At 69.1% G+C, this 25,564-nt stretch carries 10 protein-coding genes and 1 pseudogene; 4 read left to right on the top strand and 7 right to left on the bottom strand.

What is annotated here, in order from left to right:
* The first annotated feature begins 145 nt into the window (after window positions 1-145).
* Together SNA_RS30040 and SNA_RS30035 are read left to right on the top strand one after the other, a co-directional pair.
* Complete coding sequence (locus tag SNA_RS30040) at window positions 146-2,221, top strand: APC family permease (protein ID WP_030062959.1); 2,076 nt, start codon at window positions 146-148, stop codon at window positions 2,219-2,221.
* 161 nt (window positions 2,222-2,382) lie between these two features.
* Window positions 2,383-3,711: a class I SAM-dependent RNA methyltransferase gene (locus SNA_RS30035; protein ID WP_030062958.1), complete on the top strand. Its 1,329-nt coding sequence runs from the start codon at window positions 2,383-2,385 to the stop codon at window positions 3,709-3,711.
* A gap of 461 nt (window positions 3,712-4,172) precedes the next feature.
* Here the strand turns inward: SNA_RS30035 and SNA_RS30030 are convergent, their stop codons facing one another.
* The 6 genes and pseudogenes from SNA_RS30030 to SNA_RS30010 form a co-directional block, all read right to left on the bottom strand.
* Window positions 4,173-6,506: a UvrD-helicase domain-containing protein gene (locus tag SNA_RS30030; protein ID WP_030062957.1), complete on the bottom strand. Its 2,334-nt coding sequence runs from the start codon at window positions 6,504-6,506 to the stop codon at window positions 4,173-4,175.
* The gene (locus tag SNA_RS45390; protein WP_420823525.1) at window positions 6,503-10,468 is read right to left on the bottom strand and encodes a DUF1998 domain-containing protein; all 3,966 of its coding nucleotides are present in this window, start codon (window positions 10,466-10,468) and stop codon (window positions 6,503-6,505) included. Before SNA_RS45390 ends, SNA_RS30030 begins: the two co-directional genes overlap by 4 nt.
* 1,938 nt (window positions 10,469-12,406) lie before the next feature.
* Window positions 12,407-13,087 (bottom strand): annotated as a pseudogene (locus SNA_RS45385) (DEAD/DEAH box helicase); the annotation flags it as partial.
* Window positions 13,088-13,212: 125 nt separating this feature from the next.
* The gene (locus SNA_RS30020; RefSeq protein ID WP_044367735.1) at window positions 13,213-18,702 is read right to left on the bottom strand and encodes a hypothetical protein; all 5,490 of its coding nucleotides are present in this window, start codon (window positions 18,700-18,702) and stop codon (window positions 13,213-13,215) included.
* On the bottom strand, window positions 18,699-21,875 hold the full coding sequence (locus SNA_RS30015; RefSeq protein ID WP_052809019.1) for a DEAD/DEAH box helicase: 3,177 nt from the start codon (window positions 21,873-21,875) through the stop codon (window positions 18,699-18,701). The genes SNA_RS30020 and SNA_RS30015 overlap by 4 nt, the downstream gene beginning before the upstream one ends.
* 164 nt (window positions 21,876-22,039) lie before the next feature.
* Window positions 22,040-23,395: a serine/threonine-protein kinase gene (locus tag SNA_RS30010; protein WP_241779908.1), complete on the bottom strand. Its 1,356-nt coding sequence runs from the start codon at window positions 23,393-23,395 to the stop codon at window positions 22,040-22,042.
* 629 nt (window positions 23,396-24,024) lie between these two features.
* Here SNA_RS30010 and SNA_RS30005 point away from each other — a divergent pair.
* Window positions 24,025-24,234 (top strand): respiratory nitrate reductase subunit gamma, encoded by a 210-nt coding sequence (locus SNA_RS30005; protein WP_030062954.1) that lies wholly within the window; start codon window positions 24,025-24,027, stop codon window positions 24,232-24,234.
* Here the strand turns inward: SNA_RS30005 and SNA_RS30000 are convergent.
* On the bottom strand, window positions 24,212-24,829 hold the full coding sequence (locus SNA_RS30000; RefSeq protein ID WP_030062953.1) for a CBS domain-containing protein: 618 nt from the start codon (window positions 24,827-24,829) through the stop codon (window positions 24,212-24,214). The two genes, SNA_RS30005 and SNA_RS30000, sit on opposite strands and share 23 nt — an antisense overlap.
* 164 nt (window positions 24,830-24,993) lie before the next feature.
* Between SNA_RS30000 and SNA_RS29995 the strand changes: the two genes are divergently transcribed.
* The gene (locus SNA_RS29995; protein WP_104532111.1) at window positions 24,994-25,563 is read left to right on the top strand and encodes a MarR family winged helix-turn-helix transcriptional regulator; all 570 of its coding nucleotides are present in this window, start codon (window positions 24,994-24,996) and stop codon (window positions 25,561-25,563) included.
* Window position 25,564 lies beyond the last annotated feature (1 nt).

Raw genomic sequence — 25,564 nt, 5'->3', positions numbered from 1 at the left:
TGTGACGACCGCGTGTGGATCGTGTGGAGATACCGCGCCGACCGCAGACGCCGCGCAGGTCACACGAGCCGCGGCCACCCGCCGGTTGTCGCCCGGGGCGGTGACCACTGGGCAGGGATCTTGACGAACCCTTAACATCCTCTCCGTGTCCAAACTGACCGACGTGCCCAAACGGATCCTGATCGGGCGCGCACTGCGCAGCGACAAGCTCGGCGAGACCCTGCTCCCCAAGCGCATCGCACTCCCCGTCTTCGCCTCCGACCCGCTCTCCTCCGTGGCGTACGCGCCGGGCGAGGTGCTGCTCGTCCTGTCCATCGCAGGTGCGAGCGCGTACAGCTTCAGCCCGTGGATCGCCGTCGCGGTCGTGGTGCTGATGTTCACCGTGGTGGCGTCGTACCGGCAGAATGTGCACGCCTATCCGAGCGGCGGCGGCGACTACGAGGTGGCCACCACCAACCTCGGACCCAAGGCCGGCCTGACCGTCGCCAGCGCCCTGCTGGTCGACTATGTGCTGACCGTCGCGGTCTCCATCGCCTCCGGCATCGAGAACCTGGGCTCCGCGATCCCCTTCGTCGTCGAGCACAAGACCCTCTGCGCGGTCGCCGTCATCGTGCTGCTGACCCTGATGAACCTGCGCGGGGTCAAGGAATCGGGCAAGCTCTTCGCGATCCCGACCTATGTCTTCGTCGCCGGCGTCTTCATCATGATCGCCTGGGGTGCGTTCCGCGGTCTGGTCATGGGCGACACCATGAAGGCCCCCACCGCCGACTTCACGATCCACGCCGAACAGGGCGGCCTGGCCGGCTTCGCCCTGCTCTTCCTCCTCCTGCGCGCCTTCTCCTCCGGCTGCGCGGCGCTCACCGGCGTCGAGGCGATCTCCAACGGCGTGCCCGCCTTCCGCAAGCCGAAGTCGAAGAACGCCGCCACCACGCTGGCCCTGATGGGCGGCTTCGCGGTCACCATGTTCTGCGGCATCATCGCGCTGGCCATGACGACCCACGTCAAGATGGCGGAGACCCCGGCCAAGGACCTCCTGGACCACGGCAAGCCGCTCGGCCCGGGCTACACCCAGAACCCGGTCATCTCCCAGGTCGCCGAGGCGGTGTTCGGCAACGGCTCGTTCCTCTTCGTCGTCCTGGCCGCCGCCACCGCCCTGGTCCTCTTCCTCGCCGCGAACACCGCCTACAACGGCTTCCCGCTGCTCGGCTCGATCCTCGCCCAGGACCGCTATCTGCCGCGCCAGCTGCACACCCGAGGCGACCGCCTGGCGTTCTCCAACGGCATCGTCGTACTGGCCGGCGCCGCCGCCGTCCTGACCTACCTCTACGGCGCGGACTCCACCCGCCTGATCCAGCTCTACATCGTCGGCGTCTTCGTCTCCTTCACGCTCAGCCAGGTCGGCATGGTCCGCCACTGGAACCGCCATCTGCGGACCGAGCAGGACCCGGCCGCCCGCCGCCGCATGCAGCGCTCGCGCGCCATCAACGCCTTCGGTGCCAGCCTCACCGGCCTGGTGCTTGTCGTCGTCCTGCTGACCAAGTTCACCCACGGCGCCTGGGTGGCCGTTCTCGGCATGGGCGTCTTCTTCGTCACCATGAGCGCGATACGCCGCCACTACGACAGCGTCGCCGAGGAGATCGCGCCCGACGACAGCCCCGACGACGACGTGGTGGCCCCCTCCCGCGTGCACTCCATCGTCCTGGTCTCCAAGCTCCACAAGCCCACCCTGCGCGCCCTGAACTACGCCAAGCTGATGCGCTCGGACACCCTCGAAGCGGTCAGCGTCGACGTCGACCAGGCCGACACCAAGGCGCTGCGCGAGGAATGGGACCGCCGCGGCATCGAGGTCCCCCTCAAGGTCCTCGCCTCCCCCTACCGCGAGATCACCCGCCCGTTCATCGACCACGTCAAATCGCTGCGCCGGGAGAGCCCGCGCGATGTCGTCTCCGTCTTCATCCCCGAATACGTCGTCGGCCACTGGTACGAGCACCTCCTGCACAACCAGAGCGCCCTGCGCCTCAAGGGCCGCCTCCTGTTCACCGCCGGCGTGATGGTCACCTCCGTCCCCTGGCAGCTGGACTCCTCCGAGGCCGCCCGCCGGCGCGCCCGCAAGCGCGCCGACTGGAACGCCCCCGGTGCGGTACGGCGCGGACCGGTCACGGCGCAGCCGAAGAAGGAGCGCAAGAAGGAGAAGGAGAAGGCGGCGGCCGTCGAGGAGTAGGCACGGCTCGCACGGGGCGCGGGCACCGCCCTGCGGGACGTAGACTTGACGGCTGGCCTCCGCCCCGGAGGCCGGGCCGGCCGGTCCCGCGCGTCCGCCGCCGTGCCCGCAGCCTTCTCGCCGCCCGCCTCCTCGCCGCCACCTTTTGGAGCCCTCCCGCCATGCAGACAGAACCGAAGACGTCGCTGGTCGGCGAGGAGTACGAGGTCGAGGTCGGCCCGGTCGCCCACGGCGGCCACTGCATCGCCCGTACGTCCGAGGGCCAGGTCCTCTTCGTACGGCACACCCTCCCCGGGGAGCGCGTCGTCGCCCGCGTCACCCATGGCGAGGAGGGCGCCCGCTTCCTGCGCGCCGACGCGGTGGAGATCCTGTCCGCCTCCAAGGACCGGGTCGAGGCGCCCTGCCCCTTCTCCGGCCCCGGCAAATGCGGCGGCTGCGACTGGCAGCACGCCGCGCCCGGTGCCCAGCGCCGGCTCAAGGGCCAGGTCATCGCCGAACAGCTCCAGCGGCTGGCCGGTCTGACGCCCGAGGACGCCCACTGGGACGGCACGGTCGAACCCGCCCCCGGCGACAAGGTCGCCAAGGGCGAGGTCCCGGCCTGGCGCACCCGCGTCCAGTACGCCGTCGACGCCGACGGCCGGGTGGGCCTGCGCAAGCACCGCTCCCACGACGTCGAGCCCGTCACCCACTGCATGATCGCGGCCCCCGGCGTCAGCGAACTGGGCATCGAGCAGCGCGACTGGCCCACCATCGCCACCATCGAGGCGATCGCCGCCACCGGCTCGCACGACCGCCAGGTCATCCTCACGCCCAAGCCCGGCGGCCGCCTCCCGATCGTCGAGCTCGACAAGCCCGTCTCCGTCCTGCGCATCGGCGAGAAGGACGAACAGATCCACCGCGTCCACGGCCGCCCCTTCGTCCGCGAACGCGCCGCCGACCGCACCTGGCGGGTCGGCCACGGCGGCTTCTGGCAGGTCCACCCGAAGGCCGCCGACCTCCTCGTCGAGGCCGTCATGCAGGGCCTGATGCCGAAGAAGGGCGATATGGCCCTCGATCTCTACTGCGGCGTCGGCCTGTTCGCCGGTGCCCTCGCCGAACGCGTCGGCGACAAGGGCGCCGTCCTCGGCATCGAGTCCGGCAAGCGCGCGGTGGAAGACGCCCGCCACAACCTCGCCGACCTGGACCGCGTCCGCATCGAACACGGCAAGGTCGAGTCGGTCCTCCCTCGCACCGGCATCACCGACGTCGACCTCGTCGTCCTGGACCCACCCCGCGCCGGCGCCGGCCACAAAACCGTCACCCACCTCGCCTCCCTCACCCCCCGCCGCATCGCCTACGTCGCCTGCGACCCGGCTGCCCTCGCCCGCGACCTGAAGTACTTCCGCGAGGCGGGGTATGTGCCGCGGCGGATGCGGGCGTTTGATTTGTTTCCGGTGACGCATCATGTGGAGTGTGTGGTGATTCTGGAGCGGGCGGCCAAGGGCTCTTGACCTGCGGTTTTGTGGTGGGCCTGGTGCGCTCCACCTGTTTCCGTCCGTACAACAGCTGAAACGCGGGGCTGGTCGGCCGTACGCGCCTGACCTGCGGATTCGTCGGGGCTCGACGACGGTGGCGCAAGCCGTGGCCGCACTCTCGTCATGTTCTTGACGCTCGCCTACGTCGAGGCGCTCGGGCGGCGTGGCCCTCGCCATGTGGTCATACTGCGTGACGCTCATTGCCGTGAGCCTCTTGCGGCAGGCGGCAGGCGGCAGGCGGCAGGCGGCAGGCGGCAGGCGGCAGGCGTCGAAAGTCGTAGGCGCGGCGGGGGTGCACGGCGGCCGTACGGGCGGTGTCGGAGGTGGGATCGAGCGGCCTGCCCTCGCCCTGCTCCCACCGCTCCACCACGTCACGTGCCCGGTGGCATGAGATCCGGTGTGCTCTGCGACCCCCTTCTCCGGCGAATCGATCCGGCCTACAGGGGCAGGAATGGGCTGGGTCTGCCGTGCCAGGAAATTCGCAGCGCGTCGCGGGCTCGCGTCGCGGCGACAAAGAGCTGATTGCGGCTCTTCTTGAGTTCACGTTCGTAGCGCTTGGGGTCGGTCGTCGCGTACTTTTCGATGAGGCCGGTGCGGGGAAGGACGCCGTCGCTCGCGCCGACGACCGCAAGCTTCTGGTATTCGAGGCCCTTGAAACGGTGCATCGTGCCGATGTGGACCTCTCCGCCCCCCTGCGGGCCGTCCTTGGTGAGGGTCGCCGTGGTGATGCCGTGTTTCATCTCCAGGTCGGTGGCGACACGGCCGGCCATCTCGCCGTCCGCGACGCAGACGGCCATGGTCCCGCTCGGGTCGCGTACGGTGCCGTCCTCGGCGGGCTGGGCGATGTCCTCGCGCCACTGCTTGAGGGCCTCGGCGAGCTGAGTGATCTCGTCGGTCCAGTCGGCACAGGCGACGTACTCCGGCGCCGGGCCATGCAGCAGGGAGTGGTAGCCGTCGAGGGTGTCGGTGCCGTCGTCGAGGTCGTCATAGGTGGCCCCGTGGACGACCCTGGCGGCCTGGTCGAGGATTTCCTGCGTCGTGCGATAGCTGAGCGTCAGCTTCGAGGACCTCCCGCGGATGTTGACGCCGACAGTGGAGAGGGTGACCTGCCGGTCGTAGATCCGCTGGTGGGTGTCACTGGCGATGAAAAGGTCGTCCGGGCCGGACGCGACCATGGCGCGCAGCATCTTCCAGTGGGCGGGGCTGAGGTCCTGGGCCTCGTCGACGACGATATGGCGGTAGCGGTGGTGCAGGTAGCGCATCGCGGAGCTGTTGTCGTCGAGGTGGGCCAGGTCGCCGCCGCCGATCTCGGCCTTGTGTTCGGCCCGATGATGGATCTTGCGCGCGCGCTCCATCTCGTAGCGCGCCGCGCGTTCGGCGGCCTGCGCCCAGGTCTCACGGCCCATGCCCCCCAGGCGCAGGGTGAACTGGTCGAGCAGCTTCCAGACGGCGGCGCGTTCGGGGCGGTTGAGGGCACGGCCCATACCGGCACGGCGGGCCTTGAAGTAGCCCTGGCGGGTGGCGAGGGACTGTCCGAGGACGATCTGCTCCCATTCGTCGAAGAGGAACTCGGCCTCCCAGCGCTGCTCGTCGTGCTCGAAGAGGACCTCGCGCAACACGTCCAGTGCCCGGTCGTCGGTGATCAGGCCGCGCTGCGCGCCGGGCGCGGTGTTCTCGTTCAGGACGTTCTGGGCGAGCTGGTCGATGTGCTTGATGTCTATGCGGCCGAGCAGCGCCGGATCCATGAGCGACGTGAGCCGGGAGCGCAGATCGGCGGTGAGGTTCTTGGTGTACGTCGTCAGCAGGATCGGCTTGCCGTGACCGGGCGGTAGGGCGGCGGCGAGGCGGGCGACGCGGTGCAGGGCGACGATGGTCTTGCCGGTGCCGGGGCCGCCGCTGACCCGGGCGGGGCCGCTGTAGTTCCGTTCGACGGTCTTGCGCTGGGTGGGGTGGAGGTAGACCTTCCAGGCGCGGAAGTCGCCCTCGGCCAGGACGTTGCGGATGTCGTCGTCGACTGTGGTGACCGTGGTGCGTGTGAGGGCCGCCGCCATGTCGTTCTCGAAGCCCGGTTCGAGTTCGGCAGAGGCGGGCTGGGTGATCTCACGCTCGACCTCGTCGACGGACATGCCGGAGCCGAGGCCGGTGAGGACCTCGGCGGTCAGCCGCGGGGCGCCGACGATGAGCTGGTCGAGTTCCTCTTCGGTCGTGACCGTGAGGACGACGTCGATCAGGGCATCGGCGACACCGAGACGGCGCAGGTCCTCGGGGGCGCAGCCGGTGAGGAATGGTTCGGTGAGGGCGGCCGGTTGCTCCGTCACGACGGGCGCGGGCGTGGGCTCGGCCGGTACGGCCTGCTCGTCCGGGGCCGGTGCGTCGTGATCGTCCGTGGCCGGAGTGAGCTGGAGTCCCGCGCGCTGAAGGACACTCTGTCCGACGACGCCGAGGTCGACGAACTCGATCTCGCCGGTCACCCGGTTGACGGCGACGCTGAGCTGGTCGTAGACGTCCTTGCGGTGGCGGACGGCGACGATCAGCCACTGCTGGATGCCATCGGCACCGACACCCGCCCGGGCGAGGAGCGCCCGGTACGAACGGTCGATCTTGGCGCGGAAGATCCGGCCGTCGCCCTTGAGAGGCTTGAGGTCGAGGCTGGGGTGATACGGGTCGAGACGGAACTGGTGGCAGAAGTCGTAGAACTTCGTCTTGACCGACGAGTCCATCTTGTAGAGCTCGTTCTCGGCCTTCTGATAGAGGCTCAGGCGTGCAGTCATCGTGCGGCACTCTGTTCTTCGGAGTCGGGGCGGGCGGTCGCGTCGGGGAGCGTGGTCAGCAGAGCGTCGAGGCCGGTGAGCCAGTCGTCGGCCGAGCGGATGGTGAACCCGGCGTCGCGGTAGGCACTCCAGGTCTTGTCGCTCTCCTCGTTCGCCTGGTCGTACGGTTCGGCCATGACGGCGATCCGCTGTTCGCCGTGGTCCCAGGCGAAGTCGGCGAGCCAGCCGCGTTCGCCGAGCTCGTATCCGTAGGCGGGGGCCTTCTTGCCGCCGTCGGCCAGGATGTGGGCGAGGCGGGTGAGGGGGGCGTCGGGTTCGTCCTCGTCGAGGTATTCGAGGATCTCCCGGTCCCACAGCAGATCCCGGACCGCCGCTTCGAGAGGAGTGTCGTGAGATGCCTCCGCGGGCTCGGATTGCGTCGCGGGTACGCCGGTGCCGTACCGCACGACGAGGGATTCGAGTTCGCCGAGGCCGCCGAAGGCCTTGAGGATCGCGGTGTCGAAGCGGCCCGCGGTGGTGGTCGTCAGTTGGACACCGTCGCCGTCGTCGCCGGCGAGGAACTGAAGAATGTTGGACCACTGGAGCCAGGAGCGCCAGCGCGCCTTGTGTTCGGGTGTGCCGAGCTGGTCGGGTGCGGTGTCGTCGAGGCAGGCCAGGGCGGACCAGCGGCCGGTGGCCCCGTCGACGAGGAAGGCGACGGGCAGATGGGACTCGTCGCACGTCTGGAACAGGTTGAGCGTGCCAGTGCCCTGGACGGGCGCCGTGTCCATGCCGTCGGTGCGGCCCCAGGCGTCGAGGAGACGGTCGAGCGTCTGGCGGGTCTGCTCGGGGGCGCCGTTGCCGACGAGGATCTCCTTGCCGGTTCCGAGGAGCCCGCCGACCACCGCCGATGCCCGTCGTCCCCAGGCCGCGTCGTCCGGACTGCGCAGGTAGGCGAGGAGCATGGTCATGGGGTCGGTGAAGGCGGTGTCGGTGAGGTCGTCGCTACCGCGTTCGGCGTAGAGCCGCTTGGCGACGTCCTGGGCGCTGCGCGGATACGGCGGCCACACCGCTTCGGCTGCCTCCCGCCCCGCGGAGGACTCCGCCGTGTTCGTCTGCCGCTCGAAGGCGTCGAGGTCGTCCCAGGTGAGCTGGAAGACGACGCGGCCCTCGGCCCGGAGCCGGTTGCGCTTGTCGGAGTCACCGGCGAGCCGGTTGTGACGCCGGGTGGCGTGGAAGCGGTGTCCGTCGAGGTAGACGGTGATCTTCCGCTTGGGGCCGTCGATGCGCTCGAAGGTGAAGTCGGTACGGGTGAAACCCTCGTTGCGCTGAGCGGTCAGACGCCAGCCGTGCACGGTGCCGACCTCGTCGAGCCGCAGATAGGCGCTGTTGTCACCGCTCTCTTCCAGCACGGCGTCGGCGCGCTGTCCGGCCCACCCGCGCAGGGCCTTGAGGAAGCGTGCCTCCAGGTCGGACTCGACCTGTCCGTCAAGACCGATCTGGTCAGTGTTACCGACCGCCTTGGTGTCCCAGGCGTCGGTGTCGGTACCCAGGAGTTCGTCGAGGATCTCCAGGGCGGCCTGGCGGGAGACGCGCTCGATGTGCTGTTCGTCGGCGTACAGGTACAGACAGCGGTAGCAGGCATGTCGGCCCTCCCCGTTGCAAGGGCACTCCACGAGCAGCCGGCGTGCACCCTCCAGCACCTGCCGGAAGTTCAGGGGGTCGGTCAGGCGGTCGAGGTAGCCGGTGCCGTGCGGGAGGCGGTCGTACAGGACCAGGAAATGCCGTCTCTCCGCGGTGTCGCGGTCCGGCATGGTGGCGAGGGTGGTGGCGAGGTGCTGTGGGTCGCCGCCGAAGGCGCCGTCCACGCCCAGGCGCAGGGCCGCCTGGAAGGAGTGGACCTTCTCCTCGACGAGGACGGTCGCGGCGGGCAGCAGGACCCGCAGTGCTTCGGTCTCCAATTCGTGGGCGAGCAGGACCGGTTCCTGATCCACACCCTTCTTGCCGCGCCGTAGTGGGCACCAGGGGGTGTGGTGCTTGAGTTCGCGCTGGCGGTTGGCCGAGTTGTCGACGGCGTCCTGGTCGTCGTCGAAGACGGGCCGGCCGTCGGCGCTCGCGGCTCCGCACGCGGTGCACACGTGGAAAGGGGCGATGCGCACAGGCTTCCCTGCGAGCTGATCGTTGTCCTGGGCACCGATGCTCAGTGGCCCGGCGTTGACGCGGCGGATGACGGCGCGGCGGGTGTAGTCGACGCCGAAGATCTCCTTGGTGTGCCGCCAGGACTTGCCCACCGCGAAGTCCTTGGGGTCGATGTCGACCATGTCGATGACCGTGTAGAAGCGCCGGTCGCGGTCGTCGCTCTCGTCGCCGATCCTGGCATCCTCCCGCTTGTCACGGGCCGTGACGACACTGGGCTGGACGATCTGCCACAGACTGCCGGAGTCGGCGATCCCCGCATCCCCGCACCGAGGGCAGGGCGTGACGTCCGTCTCGGCGTTCTCGGTGCGGACGTAACCGCACGAGGGGCAGAAGCGCCATTGGCGCCAGTCCTGGTCCCGGCCGGTGACGATGTCGATGCCGGTGATCCGGTGCTTGTAGCCCTCGGCGTAGAAGGTGTTGCCGGGGGCGAGCTCGGACAAGGCGAAGCCGCGTGGCCGCCCGTAGGAGAACGACTTCGAGGTGTAACGGACCCGCCCCTCGGGCGTGGTGCCCTCCGGCCAGAAGACGGTGGCGTCGAGGGTGGTCGCGGCGTCGATGAGGGCGTAGTTGGGCAGCAGGCCGAGGTCGCACAGCACGGTCTGGGCGGGCTGGCGCCGGCGCGTGGCGCCCTGCTTCGAGACGGCGCGCAGTTCGGCCTCCAACTCTGCCTTCGTACGGGCCTGTTCGTCGTCGCCTTCCTTGAGTTCGTCGATCGCGGAGCGGATCGTACGGATACGGGTGCGCAGCTTCTGGTTCTCCCGCTCCCACTCTCGCTCGGCCTTCTCGATGGCGCTGCGGATGCCGCGGACCGCGTACTTCGTCAGCTCATCCCGGGCGGCGTCGCTCACGCCGGTGGGGAAGAGTGCGAGGAAGCCCGCGACGAGTTCCTCGCCGTGGGCGAGGGCGGCGTCGGTGAGGTCGGCGAGGTAGCCGGAGGGGCCGAAGAGCTCGTCGACCCTGCGCGACACGGCAGCCAGCGGCTTGCCGTCCTCGCGCAGCAGCCGGCCGCGCGCCGCGAGGTCGAGGAGGTGCGCGGTGTACTGGCGCCGCAGAATCTCGATGGCTGACAGATACGAGCCCGGCGGCACGATCCGCCCGTCGATCATGTCCCGTGGCCGGTCGAGGAAGTACAGGTCACGGCGGGAGCGGTCGGGGATGGTCAGCAGGAAGGCGTTGCCGGTACGGCGCCCGGCCCGCCCCGCCTGCTGCGCATAGTTGGCGGGCCGGCGTGGCAGGGCACCGAGGACGACGGCGGACAGCTCGCCGATGTCGATGCCCATCTCCAGCGTGGGCGTGCAGGACAGCACATTGGGGTCGTTGAACCCCTTGCCGCTGCGGAAGGCGTCCTCGACGCGTTCGCGCTTGCCGCGCGAGAGCAGACCGGTGTGCTCGGCGGTGATGATCTGGTAGGTGCCGGCTCGCCGGTACAGGCTGCGGTAGTAGTCGTCGCGGTAGTCGCGGTCCCGGTCGTGCCGGTCCACGGTCTCCAGCCATCGGTCACCCGCGATCAGCCGTCCGGTCGTGCAGCGGTACGCCTGGCAGGGCTGCCCGTGATACTGAGCCAGTAGTGAGGGGTGGACGGTCTGCTCCCAGAAGCACTTCGGGCAGCGCACATAGGACTCATTGACGTGGCCGTCAGTCAGCAACTGAAGCTGAACGGCGCCCGGTTGGAGACCGTAGAGCCGGGCGGCCGTGTCGCCCGGGGTGCGGGCCGAGAGCAGACCGGCGTCCGTGAGCCGGGGCAGCAGCCGCACCCAGAACTCGTCGGCCTGCTCGCGGGTCATGTCGAGGCAGCGTTGCGCCCAGGTCTGGTACCAGGACAGACGCCCGGCGGCGAAGTCGAACTCGCTGCCCTGCTTGGGACGCGCGAGCAGGAACGTCGGTGCGGAGACGCCCTTCGGGAAAGCCTTCATGCCGCGCGGGCGGCCACCCCAGATGAAGTAACGGCTGGTGCCCGCCTCGTCGAGGAATTTCTCCTGCCACCGGTGCCCGACCGCGCCCCGCGTACGCAGCCGCTCCAACAGCCCGCGCAAGAACGCCAGATAGCGTCCGTCGTCGTGTGCGGTGAGCGCCAGCCCGCGATCGGCGGACTCCTCGTGGGCGGCACGTGCGATTGCCACGGCCACCCGTATGTCGGGGATGTCCACCCAGGCGGCCGCGGTACGGGTCAGTTCGAGGGTACGGCCGTTGCGTGAGCGGTGGCCGAACTCCATGACCGCCTCGAACGCGAACCGTTCACCGATCAGGTCCCACGTCTTCCTGTCCCCGCCCCGCCCCGTGCCCGACAGCAGACGCGCCACGCCCGTGTCGTCGTGCAGGTCCGGCGGGACGACGGCGGCCAGCGTCTCACGGTCGGTGGTGGCCGCGACGACGTCGGCGACGAGGTCGTTGAGCGCACTGGGCCGCTGCTCGCTCAGGTGCTTGGTGAACAGCGCCCGCAGGGAGAAGGTGTACGAGCGGGAGGCGACGAACCCGGCCCGGTGGGCGGCATCCTGCACCGAGTCGTTGAACATCAGCGTCTTCGTCTCACGCTGCTCCTTGTCCATCTCCCCGCCGGTGAAGAGCTGGGTGATGGAGGCGGCGGCGAGCGCGGCGGCGCCCGTACCGACGAAGCGGATCGCGTTGTGCGTACCGCAGGCCGGGCACCAGTCGTCCTTGGCGGCCCGCTCCGCGGTGTCGCCGAGCTGGACGAGGACGAAGACCGAATCCGGCCCCGCCGGCTGAGGGTCGCCCTCGTTGTCGTAGTCGCTCTGAGGGTCTGGCAGGCGCAGGCGACGGGAGAGACCGTCGAGCATCATGAGCACGCCCGCGCCGCCGGTGGTCAGCGACTTCTGCGTGGCGCGGTCCATGGTGGTGCGGCCATTGCCCTCGCGGGCCTCGTTGTCGGTGGCCGCCACCAGGGTGCGCACCTTGGCCTTGTCGGCGGTCACGGTGGCCCGACGGATCTTGTGGGGCTCGAAGCTCAACTCCTCCAGGTCCGACTCGGGGGCGAGGACCGACCAGCCGGAGCGCCCGCACTCACGGCAGTACACCGCGGGAAGGAAGATCTTGGTGTCGCGTGAGGTGGTGGTGTTCGGTGTTGCGCGCGACTGGCACTGCGCCCCGGTCGTGTCCCACGCGAACTCCGCCTTCGGCCAAGGCAGTACGCCACGCAGCATGCGCGTCACGGACCGCGCCCACTGGTGCACCTCGATCTGGACGAGCGGGCGACTGATCCCGGCCGGCGCCTCGGGGGCACGTGCTACGGCCAGCAGGGCGACGAAGCGGGCGAGCGCCACCGCGGCGATCTGCGGCCGCGTCGTGATCGCCTCGTCCCAGCTCCTCGCCCCGCTGCGACGCATCACGTCGAGCACTTCGTCGTATGTGCGCACCGTGCCGTCGAAGGCGTTCAGGACCGCGTACGTGAGCCGGTTGCGCTTGAGCGCGGCACCGAGGGCGACCGGATCGGTGGTGCGGCTTCCGGTGACGGCCTCGGCGAGGTCCGCGAGCGCCGAGGGACCGGCGGCCGGGTCGGGTAAGGCGGTCAGTGTCTCGGGGGGAGTGGCCTGGCCGGGGAGGAACCTCGCGTCCGGGATCGACTCGTCATTGCCGAGGATGAACTCGTCGACCGTCAGGCGGTCTTCGCCGACGATCGCGTCCTCGGTGAACTCGGCGCCGAAGACGTTGGTGGCCACGGAAAGGAGTTGGCGAACCCCGTCCTCATCGGTACCGGAGGCGAGGGTCGCGGAGGTGGCGACGGGGGTGATCGTGCCAAGCGGCTTGCCGGGCCGGTTGGCGTCGACGGCGATGGCGAGGCGGCGCAGCAGCATGGCCACGTCGGTGCCCTGCGCGCCGTCGTAGGTGTGGAACTCGTCGACGACGACGTATCGGATGTCGCTGCCGTCCCACATCGGCGCGTCGGCAGCCCGCTGCAGAAGCAGGTCGAGCATCTTGTAGTTGGTGATCAGGATGTCCGGCGGGGACAGCTGCATGTCCTGGCGGCGGGTGTAGACCCGGTCGTAGTGCGTCGCCGCCTTCTCCCCGATGTACAGGCCTGCGCGTACGCCGCTCAGCTTGTCGTAATCGGTGAGCAGTTGGTTGATCCGGGCCGCCTGGTCGGTGGCCAGGGCGTTCATCGGGTAGAGGAAGACCGCCTTGACCCCGTTGTTCCCGGCCGCGCGCTCGCGGGCGCAGTGATCGAGTACGGGGTAGAGGAACGACTCGGTCTTGCCGGAGCCGGTGCCTGTGGTGACGAGGGTGGGCTCGGGTGAGTGCCCGCCCTTGGAGGTCAGCCGGGCGAAGGCGCGGGCTTGGTGCGCGTACGGCGTCCAGCCGTCCGTTCGTACCCAGTCCAGGTGTTGTTGCCAGCGGTCGTCGGCCGGGGTGAAGGGGGTGCGCAGGCGCAGGTACGGTCCGCGGAACATGCCCGTCGTCTCGTTCCCGAGGAAGGCGTGCAGGGCCTTTCGGGCCCCCTCGTCTGCCAGACCGTACGTCGTGGACAGGTACTGGAGCAGGCTCTCCTTGAGTCCCTGCGCTTCGAGGGTCGGCCTCACGGGGACGGGGCCTCCATCTTCTCCGGGTCCCAGAGACCCTTGCTCACGGCTTCATCGAGGCGCTTGTGGAAGTAGGCGTGGGCCTCGCGCATTTCGCGTTCTCGGTTGGCCTTGTAGAAGGGGGCGGTGTAGCCGTCGGGGACGGGGGCGGTCTCGGGGTCCTTCTGGTAGGCCTCGAACTGGATCCAGTGGTCCTTGGTCTGGTCGAAGCCGTACGTGTACCGGTCCCCGGCGATCTTCCGCTCCTCGGCGTCGAACCAGGTCACCCGGTCGAAGTCCTCCATGATCGGGAAACGGGCCCGGTACATGGCGATGAGGGTGTCCGCGTCGATGCCGAGCCATACGGCGACGAGCGCATCGATCTCGACGAGGGCGGCGCGGCGGGCGTACTCGGTGCGGAGGGGGGTGTCGCGTTGCCAGGTGGGGGTGATGTTGTGCAGTTTGGTCTTGAGGTGGGGCCATGTGATTGCCCAGGGTTCGTAGCCGGGCCACTTGGGGTCGTAGAGATGCGCCCAGAGGTCGGCGTAGGCGGTGGTGAGGGCGTTGAGGCGGAGGGTGCGGAGGAGTAGGGCGGGGGAGAGGGGGTGGTCGTTATGGGGGACAGGTAGAAGCTTGGCCGGGCTTTCATGCAGATGAGTCCAAGCAAGTGTTCGCAAGAAGTAGTCGATCGGAAGTCCCGCCCAAAATCCACCCACCAACGCTGAGTGCCGCATTGAGGCAACGGAGGCGCTACGGATTCCCCCTACATGCGTCGCCTTGCGAGGCAACAACACTACGTACAGGGCACGTTCGGTGTCGGGAGCGATCTGGTTCCGCCACGCCCATCGAAATTGCTCGCTGAAAGGCCTGCTGGCCTTGGCAAGCAGGAACTTCTCAACCTGCTCGTCCCCGACCTTCTCCGGTTCCACCTTGCGCGTTTCCGCGATCCTGAACCGGGCCTGCACCCGCTCCTCCCGCGACGCGATCAGCGCCTCGTACCTCTCCCAGTCGGGCCACTTGTCCTGCTCGTCGAGGAAAACATCGGGCGGAGCCACACACCGGTACTCCGACTCCGGCACCGCGTCGTTCGCGAGCGTCCTCGGGTCGAGGCCGCGGACCTCGCCGCCGCCCTGGCTGGGCTGCTTGAACATCGGATTGGCAACGCCGATCTGCGGTCCCTTGAGGATGACATCGCTCCACGTCTTCGCGTGGTAGTCGCTCTCGCCGTCGATACCGGTGTTGTAGTCGATGAGCCGCTGGTCCTTCTTCGGGCCGAAATTCGCCTTCTTGGCGCCGCTTTCGTGGTACCCGGGAGCGATATCCGGATCCAGCGCGCCGAGACGCAAGGTATAGGTCCCCAATGCGTCGATCGCCGGGTCCTCGGCCGTGCTGACCGGCGTGAGTAGACGCGTGTGCTCCAGAGGCCCTTCATCGCCTGCCAGCCGACGCCACCGCTTGAGGGTGTTGGCAGTCACGCGGACGACACGCTTCGGGTGAGGGCGCTCGTCCCAGTCACCGTCGTACTTGACGCCGGGATCCGCGCCCGCGTCCTCGGCAGAGGCCGACAACCGGAGCGAGTCGACGGTGAAGAGCCACGACAACGAGTCGAAGGATATCTCTCCTTCGGCCCCGTAGATGTGCACGCCGAAGTGGCTCGACCGTCCCACCGGCGGCGGGAAGAACCGGTTGCCCGCGTTCACGAAGTCACCGTGCACGCGCAGCCGCCGGTACGCCGCTGCCCGCAGCGCGGCCTCCTTGTCCCCCGCGAAGTGAGTGTCCGGGTGCACCATCCCGGCGGCCCCGCCGTTGCCTGCGTGGTCCCACACCTCACACATGAATGCCCGATACAGATCCGGCTGGCTACCTGAAATCAGCGGGTAGATGGGCGCCGCTGAGAGGTAGCTCGCCATTGTGACCGTATTCGTCACCTCGCCGAGCAGATACTCCTGTACTTCCTCGCGCGCGAGTTCGACATCCCGCCGCCGGTTCTTCTCCTCCGCCTTCGGCTTCTCGGTGAGCATGAACCACGGCTCGTACTCTGCGAGGACCGGGTTCTCCTTCCACTCCGGCCGCACCCACGGCGGATTACCCACCTGAAGGTCGAAGCCCCCCGCTGCACCGGCGAACACCCCCGCAAAGTCCAACTCCCAATGCAGGAACCCCTGTGCCTCGGCGATATCGCGAACCACCCGCATCCACGGATACCGAGTCTCCACCGCCTTACGAGCATCGTCCATGCCCATCTCGGCCTGGAGCAGATCTTCAAGAGCCTTCAGCTCTTCCAGAGAGTCGACCGTCGTGGCAAAGGTGTCCTCCGGGATCGACGCCGTACCCACCATGGATTCCAGAAAGGCGATCCAGTCGTCCATGTCCGCGAGCGGAATGACGTCCCGGCGACGCACCGGCCCGCCGGGCTTCTTGGGCGCGGAGGGCGTACGCGATTTCTTGACCTCCCGCTTCTCCACGAGCCCGCCGTCGTCCCTGGACTCGCCCAAGGACATCGGGTCACCGTCCAGCGCGAACAGCAGCCCGTTCTCCACGAATTGAGGCGCGGGCGTGGGCTCGGGCACAGGCGGCTGCTCGACCTCAACAGGCTGCCCGGCCACCGACGACAGCAACGCATCCAGGTCAACACCCACCTGTGCCGTCACCACCGGATCCGTGTCGTACTCCGCGTCCGACCCGTCCAGCAGTCCCACCTTCTCCAGCGGCCAGAACCACAGCGCACACCACGCGTCCATGACCTGCTTGAGCCGCCAGTAAGGGGAGCCCTCGGCCGCGAAGAGGTCTGTGAAGACCTGCTCCTTGCTCAGTGGCAGGCTCTGGTCCGCGTTCTGCTTGTCATGGCGGAGGAAGGCGAACTCCTCCGCGTCCTCCTCACGATCGGCGCCCCACACATGGATGGTGCGGGCGATCTCGCGCTCGCTCAGCTCCATGCGCTTGGCGACGAGCTTCCACAAGAACTCCACCCGGCAAGCCGCAGCCTGCAACCGGGCGAGCTGGCTGCTCTTGCCGCCCGTCGTCTTGGGCTTGGTCTGCACACCCTTCTTCCACGCCCTCAGCTGCTCGACCTGCGCCTCGGCGAGCTGCTCGACCAACTTCTTCGCATCCCCGCTCGCCCCCGCGACCGCACCCCAACCGGGCGTGGGCAGCAGGAACTGGTGCACGGCCCCGTCCGGCAGCGACTGCTCCGTATCGCCCTCCGGCGCCCGGAACGGCAGCTTGGTCGGCGTCTGCGCGCCGAGGGTCCGCTCCTTCATGATCCGCTCGGCCTCGTACACCCACCGTCTGGCCCCGATGAGGGAGTTGCCGCGCCGCAGATGCAGGCCGAACCACGGCGCGCGCATCCCGGGGTACATGGTGTTGAGCCACAGCGACACCTCCGCCAGCTCCACACCCATCGGGTTCAGGTCGATCCCGTACGCGTTGTGGAGGGCGATGTACGCCTTCACCTTCTGTTCCGCTTGGAGCATCTTCGACGTGTCCAGGTGGATGCCCAGTTCAACCTGGCGGCGCTTCAGGTACTCCTTTGCGACCTGGTTGATCGCCTCGTTGAGGAACGCGCCGGAGCCCAGGGCCGGTTCGCAGATCGTGTAGCGCAGGAGCTCGCTCGCGCGAGTCCGAACCGTGTTGCCGTCCGCGTCCTTCTCCTGGTCGAGGCGGTGCTTGAGCGCCAGTTCGACGGTGACCTTGGTGAGGGACTCAGGGGTGTAGTACGAGGCGGAGGTCTCGCGGTCGCGGCCGGCCAGGCGGTAGACGAACCTGCCCTTGCCGTACTTTTTGGGGCCGCGCAGACCGTACTGTTCGGCGTCCTGAGCGGAGTACACGACGTGCGTGTTGTCCTGGTAGTTCTTCAGCCGCTCAGCGGGGATGAGCCAGGACCCCTTCTCGGGGTCGCCGTACTGCTTGTCGCCCTTCTTCGCACCGGGCTTGGCGACCTCGGCCAGTTCGTCCTTGGCGATTCTGCCGGTGTAGGACATCAGCCCCTCGTACACGGCGCCGAGCTGGTTGATGCCCAGGTTTCGATAGGAGATGAAGCCGCCCTGTCTGCCCTTCTGACCGGCCTCCTTCATGGTCAGCAGACGCAGCACCTGGTGCAACGCCTCGTTGCGCAGTCGCAGGTCCAGCCACCGAGGCGGCTCGTCCCCGTCCTCGTCCCACCGGGGGTCGAGGACACGGCGGCCGATGAGGGTGATCGCCTTCGGGTCGAACAACTCGCTGCGCAGCGGCTCGAAGCGCAGGCCGCGCAATTCGCTGCGTTCCTCGGCGGGCTTGTCGTCGTCCGCCTCGGTGCCGTGCGGGCGGTGGCCGTAGTTGATCTTGTTGAAGAGGACGTCGAGGGAGGTGTACAGGTGAAAGCCGCCTCGGCTGTCCTCATCGACCAGCTTTCGCTCGCGTGCCACCAGTTCGCGGAGCCGGGCGATCGAGTACCCGGCCTCGTACGTGGAGTCGTCGGCGGGCAGGATGCCCAGCTCGGGGCGGGCCTCGGCGTAGAGGAGGAAGAGGATCCGGTAGAGGTAGCGCAGCGACTCGCGGGTGAGCTGCTTGGCGAACGGGCCCTTTTTCAGGTCCTCGATCTCCCGTGGCTCGACCCCCGCCTTGCGTAACCGGGCGAGCACCTCGTTCGCGATGATCTCGACGGAGCGCTGGAGCCCCTTGCGCAAATCGGAGTTGACGCCGACGGCGTTGTCACGGGAAGCCTTCAGGAGGTCGTCGATGCGGCGGCCCTTGCCGTCGAGCCGGGGCGCGAGCATGTCGTGGGAGAAAAGGGCAGCGAGGAGGGCGAGTTCGCCGGCCTTCGCGGTGTCGTTGCGGGTGAGGGCCGCGTCCAGACTGGCGGCGAGATAGCGGCCTTCGGCCCAGGCGCCTCGGTCGGCGAGGACGAGCACTCCGCCGCAGAGCAGCAGGACGAAGCGGGGTGCGTCGCCGCCGGGCTCGTGCAGTTCGCTCTGGAAGAGCCAGTCGGCCAGCTTCTCGCCGACTTCGAGGAGGCCGTCGGCGGTCTTGAGGGGGTGCAGGAGCCGTCCGGCCCCGTCGGGGACGAGGGCGTCGTCGAGGCGGGCGGTCCAGCCGCAGTCGAGAGCGACGATGCCGTCACCGTGCCAGGCGACCTGGAGTTCGTACTCCCTGCCCGCGTTGTGCACGGTGAGCGGCTCGGGCCGGTCACCGCCGTAGCCGAGGGCCTTGAGGACGGTGGCGTGCCAGGTGGTGAGGTGCTCGGCCCACTCACCCGTCGGGTCGTCGTAGGTGCTGCCGAGTTCTTCCTGCTGGGTGCGGGAGGCCAGGAAGGGGCGCACGGTGGACAGGTACTCACCGCGGAGCCGGGGGAGTAGTTCGCGCGGGGTGGGCTGCGGGTCGTGCGGGTCGGTCTCACGGCCGGTCCACAGGGTGAACAGACCCTCGTCGCCTGCCTTGCTCTTCTTGAGGGTGTTCTCCAGCTCCTCGCTGAAGTAGTGGGCGGAGAGGTACTCGCCGCGGTTGGCGAAGGAGTCGTAGGTGTAGCTCATCGTGCGGACTCCTCGGCGTGCGCGGCGGACACGGTGGTGGTGTGCAGGGGTTCGAGGACGCAGAGGACCCGCAGCATCGGGTCGCCGTCGGTCCGCAGGCGGCGTACGAGGTCGCGGCGGCGGGCGGCGGTGTCGTACACCTGCTTGCGGCGTTGCTGCTGATTGCCCACGGCGATCAGGGCGCCCTGCTCCCAGACCTGTACCCGGTCCTCGTACGGGGCCAGGTAGGAGTCGACTTGCTTGTCGTAGTCGGCACGGCGCTCGCGCAGGTGGGTCTCGGCCGCGTCGACGGCCGCGGGGACGAGTGCCTGGAGGAGGCCGGGGTCGACGGGCCGGCCGCGGCCGGGCATGCCGGGGCCTACACCGCAGGCGGCGAGGAACGCCGAGTCCATGCGCCATACGCGAGGAGCGGCCTCGGCGAGTCCGGTGACGGCCATCCACTCCACGACCGTCGGCTTCCCCGCCGCGTTGGAGTAGATGCCTTGGAGGAGGTAGACGGGGCTGGTCAGGGCCTCGGGCAGGGCGGCATCGATCCGATTGGCCTTGTCGGCGTCGGGCTGGTGGGCGAGGACGAACGCCTCGTCGTACCGGAGCTTGGCGAGGACCTTGTCCGTCACCCAGTCGAGTACGGGGTGGATGTCGGAGACGTAGGAGACATTGGGCCACTGGGAAGTGGGCTGGTCGCCCTTGCCCTGCTTGGCGTTGCGGGCGGCGTCCAGGCGGTCGGCGGCGTAGCGCTTGTCGAAGGTGATGCGCAGTGTGCCGTCGTACTTGGGGGTGGTAAGGATCTTCTCCTGCTCCAGGTACGACTTCGGCAGCTCCCGGAAGCGGTACTGCAGGTCGTCGGGCGGAGTGAACTCGATGCGCCCGTGGGCCGTTTCGGGCTTCCAGTCGAGAGCCTCGCGCTCGGCCTGCGGGTAGATGAGGTCCATTGCGGCGTGGAAGTACGCCTTGGTGTCGGCGAATACGTGGGGCACGTCCGCCTCGGGCACCGGGGCCGTGCCGAGGGTGGCCGGAGCGGCCGTCGGGTCGGCGAGCCGGGCATTCGCGCCGGCGAGGAGGTCGGCGAGGACTCCGCCGGACTCCTGCTGGGACTGCTTGATGGAGCGTTCGACGGTGCCGCCCTTGATGAGGTCGCGGGTGAGGCGGTCCTCTTCCTTCTTGTCGTCGTAGAGGCCGGTGACGGCCTCGGCGCTGCCCTCACCGGTCTCGATCTCGTGCGCCTGGGCCTCGCGGCGCAGCAGGCGGGCGCCGACCAGCCGGTCGTCGAGCGTGAGCGTCCTGCCGCTCTCCTCGTCGCGCCGCCAGGGCACCTCGGCGGTGAGGGTGAGCGCACGGAACTCGGGGCTCACCGCCTGCCCGTAGCGGTCGATGCGCCCATTGCGCTGCTCGATGCGGATGAGGGACCAGGGGAGGTCGTAGTGAACGAGATCGTGGCACTGGTGGTGCAGGTTGACGCCCTCGGAGGCGATGTCGCCGGTGAAGAGCAGCCGCACGGGCTCGTCGGCCCGACCGAAGCGGTCGATGATCTCCCGCTGCTGCTGGTCGTTGGTGGTGTCGCCGTGCATGACCTCGACGACACCGCCGTACGCCTGCCAGGGGCGCGTCTTGTCGGCCTTGGCCGCCGGGTTCTTCTTGAAGCCGAGCAGGCCCGGGACCTGCTGGGCCAGCCAGTCCAAGGTGTGGACCCGCTCGGAGAAGATCACGACGCGGCGCTCGCAGCCCGGGCCGACCTGGAGGTCGTCCTTCAATGTGCGGACGAGCGCGTCGAGCTTGGCGGAGTCCTGATCGGTGAAATCCGCGACCAGTGCCTCCAGTTCCGCGAGTGCGGCACCTTCAGCCGCCAGCGCGGCGCGGCGCTCGGGAGAGTCCGCCTTCTTGCCGTCCTTGCCTTTCACCATGGCGCTCCTGGGGTTGTCCAGGTAGACGCGGCGGGCGGTGAGGGATTTGCGCAGGGCGACGTGGGAGGAGAGGAACGCCTTCAGGAAGTTGTAGCCGACCAGCGGATCGGCACACACCGACGAACGGTTCGGCTCCCCGGGGGTCCACTCGCTCGCGAGCTTCTCCAGGACGGCGACCTCCTTGCGCGTCGCCGGAGCCGGCACCGGCAGGGACTCGCCCCGTTCGGCCCAGGGCTTGTCCTTGAGGCCGTCGCGCACCTCGCGGTCGGACTTGGTGCGCCGGACGTAGAGGTGGTCGAGGGCGGCCACCTTGTAGTTCTTGGGGTCGGCGATCGCCGCCGGATCGAGCATCCCGATCAGCTCGGCGAAGGACTCCGCGTCGCCGTTGTGCGGAGTGGCGGAGGCCAGGATCAGTGCGTCGGTCTGCTCGGCGAGGCGGCGGGCGAGGCGGTTGTTGCGGGTGCCCTTGTTCACGAGGTTGTGCGACTCGTCGATGACCACCGCGTCCCAGGTGATCTTCTCCAGGTGGTGGGCGTACGTCGCCGACTTGAGGGTGTCGACGGAGACGATGACCCGCTTGAAGTGGGCGAACGGGTTCCGGCCCGCCGGGATCTCCTGCTGGATGCGCTGGATACCGGTGGAGTCCAGGCGCACCAGCGGCAGGGCGAAGCGGGTCCACAGCTCGCGCTGGAACTGCTCCAACACATGGGCGGGCGTGACCACGAGAATGCGCTCGCCGCGCCCGCGCCGGATCAGTTCCGAGAGCGTGACGCCGATCTCCAGCGTCTTACCCAGACCGACGACGTCGGCTATAAGCAGGCGAGGCTGCGGGTTGCGCATGGACAGCGCCAGCTCGGCGGGGCGCAGCTGATGCTCCTGCCGGTCCATGAGGAAGGAGTCGGCGAGCGCGATGCCGTGCTCGGTCTGCGGCAGCGCGGTCTTGCGGATGACCGCCTCCAGGTAGAGGCGGGCCTTGGCGTGTTTGGAGGTGCCGTCAGGCACGAGCCGGGTCTTGCGCGGATCGAGTACGTCGATCTGGTCGAGGCCGGAGTAGAACACTGCGTCCGTGCCACGGACGAACGGGGAAACCCCGCTGACCTCGACCATCAGTCCGTCGCGGGACTCCCCGACGGACTTCACGAGCCACTGCTCGTCGCGGATGCGCACCTGGGCGCCGGGGGCTAACACCGGCTTCGCGCCGGTCGGGTACGGCGGATGTGCCGGATCGGCGTCGCCCGGCTCAGGGACCTCTGGCTGCATCGCCGTGGTCACGTGGTGCTCCTCTGTGAACGGTCTACTCGTGCTGTCCGGTGTGCTTGTGGGGGAGCCCGCGAGGTCGTCCGGTGAGCCGGGTGCGCTGTGTCCAGGGCCATACCGACGTCCCGAGTTCCGTACTGTGTCGGCTCGTTGGCGGGAGGACGGAGGAGGGCAGCGGCTCAGCGCTTCGACCAGGCGAGTGCCGGTCGTCTCGCGTAGCGCTCGCGCAGCTCGTCGGCAACCCTGCGGGAAGCGGGGGGACGGCCTCGCTGCGGTACGGGCTCCGCCGGTCTTCCGCTCCCGGGTTCGGAACCCCGCGCGGTCAAGGGCTCGGGCGATAGCGAGATCTCGATGTTGATCTCGCCCGCAGTGTCCGTACCGGGCTGACCGGCGGCGGTGGGGACAGGGATGTTCCGCTCCCCGGACACCAACTCTTCGCGCAGCAGCCTCTCCAGCGAGTCGAGCCGGTCAAGCATCGGTGCGTCCGGCTGCGGAAGCACCATCGTGGGATGATCCTTCGCCGTCGTCTCCTGGATCAGCGCGCGTCGCGCGCGGGCTGGACTCGTACCCAGCAGACGCATGAGATCGGCGCACTGCCGGGTCACCTCCTCCAAAGAGGGGCGGTCATCCGCTTTGTGCGCCAACATCGACGTCACGACGGGGGCAAGTTCCTTGGGCAGCCCGGACAGATCGGGGTCGGCCTCGGGATTGACCACCTGCGCGGCCACCGCCTCCCACCGGGCGCCGTCGTACGGGTAGTGCTCGGTCGCTGCGTAGAGAAGAACCGTGCCCAGGCCGTACACATCGGCGGCCTGCGTCATGTCCACCTCGCCCAAGGCTTGCTCGGGTGGCATGCAGCGCACCGTACCGATGACAGTGCCGGCCTGGGAGAGCGAGCCCTTGGAGGCTCCGAGGAAGGCGCCGAGCCCAAAGTCGATGATCACTGGGCCGAAGTCGCCCAGGATGACGTTCTGCGCCTTCAGGTCGCGGTGGACCAGGCCCACAGCGTGCACGGCAGCAAGGCCCTCGGCTAATAATGCGCCCAGGCTCGCCACGAGTGGCGCCGCGAGAGGTCCTTGGTCCTTCACGAGGTCGGAGAGAGCGCGGCCCGGGACGTAATCCATGGCCAGCCACGGCTCCTCGGCAAACGGGTCCGCGTCGATGAAACGGGCTACACGGCCCGTGCCGGAGATCGTGCGCGCGATCGTCGCTTCGCGTTCGAAGCGGGCGCGGGTGTGTGGATCCGTGCGGTCGGGCCGGATCACCTTCACTGCGACCGGTTCACCCGCGACGGAGTAGGCGAGGTACACCTCCCCCATACCGCCCGCGCCGAGCCGCCGCTCGACGAGGTACGGACCGATACGCGGCGGCAAAGTTCTGCCGTTCACCGCACCCCCTGACTCCCGTAACGACAGCGTGACCTCGCTCGGTGCGTGCATCCACGCCGCCGCACAAGAACGGCGTGGGTGACGTGGACACCGACGAATCACTGCTACAAGCGTACTGATCGCCATCCCGCCGTAGGAAGCGATCACACAGACTGGATCGGCCTTCCGGCCCCTACGTCCGGGACAGGCCGCTGCGGAGGGGTTCCCTGATCTCCGGGGACGGCATTCCAACCGGTTCAGATGCCGCTGCATGGCCCTCAGATCGCGGCGGAAGGCGATGTCTTGGTCGTCAACCGGGTTGGGACTTGTTCTGCATCAGAGCATTTCGGATCTCTGCACACAGTGAATCCTTGAAGGGCAGCGTGATTGCGGGAGCGCCTCGGAGAGATGGCCTGCGCGTGACCCCGGATTTCGAGGGGCCATCGCTCGTGACAGTGACGACGGACGACTGAGGCGACGGACGAGGAAATGGCGCGGGGCTGGGCGCGGTAGTCGTCGGCATCTTGCACCCGGCTCCAGCAAGGTCCGTGCGCGCGCTTCTGACTATCCATCACGCAACCTCGCTGTATGTCACTTCGTGAGCGTGGGTAGATTTGCCGCTCCGGACACGAGGGCCGCAGACAGGGGGGACTGGCACGTGGGCTGGCGCGAGGAGATCGCCACGGCGCTCGGGGAATGGATCAACGTGGAAGGCGGTGCCGTCATGCAGCCCCGCTGGCAGCGCATCGGTCGGGCGGCACGCGCTGGGGACGCCGGTCAGTACGCTGTCGACCTCCGTGGCTCCGATATCGGGCCCGATCAGCTCGACAGCCTGCGGCACGCTGTTCGCGCTGTGGCCCTTCAACCGCCTCGTGCATGCCTTCACCGCACCGGTCGGGTACCTCGTCCGCCCGTACGTCGTCTACCGCTCGCGCACACCGGCCGCGCGGTACCGCCATCCGGCGGTCGGCGCGGCGCGGGAGATCAGCGGCCGGCGGCGTCGCTGAGCGTCTCGGCGGGCGCCGCCAGGGCCGGTTCGGGCTGTCGGGGGGTGCGCCGGAACGGGGTGAGGAGCCGTTCGGCGTGCTGCTCTTCCTGCAGGTCGATCCGGCGGGCTTCGAGTAGCTGACGCAGGCTCAGAATCCCTTCGGCGCAGTGCGGTTCCGTGCGGGGGGTGACGACGACGCGGGTGATGCGGTGGGCGGCCATGCGGTTGGCGATGGTGCGGAGCGTTTCGTCCGGATGGGCGGTGATCGCGGGACGGGCGAGGGCGCTCAGCGGCCGGTGGTCGTCGGGGGCGCCGTGCAGCAGTTCCGCGCGGGTGACGACCCCGGCCAGGCGGCCCTCGCCGTCCAGGACCGGGTAGAGCCGCTGGGCGAGCACGCCGTCGGGATCGCGCGCCTGATGGGCCTCGTGCAGCAGCGCGCCGGCTTCGGCGGCGGTCCGGTCCGTACGGAACGTGGTGGCGACCGGGGTTTCCAGCTGCCGTACGAGGTGGACTTCGAGGGGGTCCACGGAGTACTCGCGGGTGAGGTGGAGGCCGCGGCGGGCGAGCCTGCGGCCCCGCGACGGGCAGGTGTCGGCGGGCCGTCGTGTGGTCACAGAGCGGCAAGGGGCGGGCATCATTGCCCGGTGGGAACGGGAGCAGGAGAAACCGGCGACTGCTCGGCCGGCGGCGCCAGTCGTGGTGCGGACGAGGATCGGGACTCCAGCCCCAAAGTAACATTGCAGAGTGCAATGATAAATATGACGGTGATAACACAATGATGAACGCACGTCACGGACCGTACGGGGAAGCGGCAGCCGTCCCCGAGGCCGGGCCGGACCAGCACCCCGACGGTCTTGCCCAGGACACCGAGGAGGTCACCGAGGCGCTGATGGCGGCCTCGCGCCTCCTGGTCGCACTGTCGGCCCGTGCGCTCGCCGAGGTCAGCAGCGCGCTGACGCTGCCGCAGCTGCGCGCCCTGGTCGTCCTCGACGGATGCGGGCCGGTCAAGCTGGCCGAGCTGGCCGCCACGCTCGGGGTCAACCCGTCGACGGCGCTGCGCATGGTGGAGCGGCTGGAAACCGGCGGCCTCGTCGACCGCAAGGTCAACCCGGACAACCGCCGGGAGGTCGTCCTGCGTCTCACGGAACCCGGTGGCGAGGTGGTGCGGACCGTGCTCGACCACCGGCACCGGGAGATCGCCGCGCTGGTGGGCAGGCTGCCGGTCAACGTCCGTTCCGGCCTGGTCGCCGGGCTGCGGGCACTGGTGGAGGTTGCGGACGACCCCGCGGTGGGCCCGTCCCCCACCGCAGCGCCCCGGGACGTGCTGACGGGCGGGCCCGGAATCTGAA

The organism is Streptomyces natalensis ATCC 27448 (genome assembly GCF_000935125.1).
Lineage (GTDB): Bacteria > Actinomycetota > Actinomycetes > Streptomycetales > Streptomycetaceae > Streptomyces > Streptomyces natalensis.
This window is presented reverse-complemented; position numbering and strand designations above follow the sequence as displayed.

What these genes read in the sequence shown, in the direction of transcription:
- SNA_RS30020 (WP_044367735.1), bottom strand. Translation starts at nt 18,702, where the DNA reads ATGAGCTACACCTACGACTCCTTCGCCAACCGCGGCGAGTACCTCTCC.
- SNA_RS29995 (WP_104532111.1), top strand. Translation starts at nt 24,994, where the DNA reads ATGAACGCACGTCACGGACCGTACGGGGAAGCGGCAGCCGTCCCCGAG.
- SNA_RS45390 (WP_420823525.1), bottom strand. Translation starts at nt 10,468, where the DNA reads ATGACCCGCGAGCAGGCCGACGAGTTCTGGGTGCGGCTGCTGCCCCGG.
- SNA_RS30030 (WP_030062957.1), bottom strand. Translation starts at nt 6,506, where the DNA reads ATGACTGCACGCCTGAGCCTCTATCAGAAGGCCGAGAACGAGCTCTAC.
- SNA_RS30035 (WP_030062958.1), top strand. Translation starts at nt 2,383, where the DNA reads ATGCAGACAGAACCGAAGACGTCGCTGGTCGGCGAGGAGTACGAGGTC.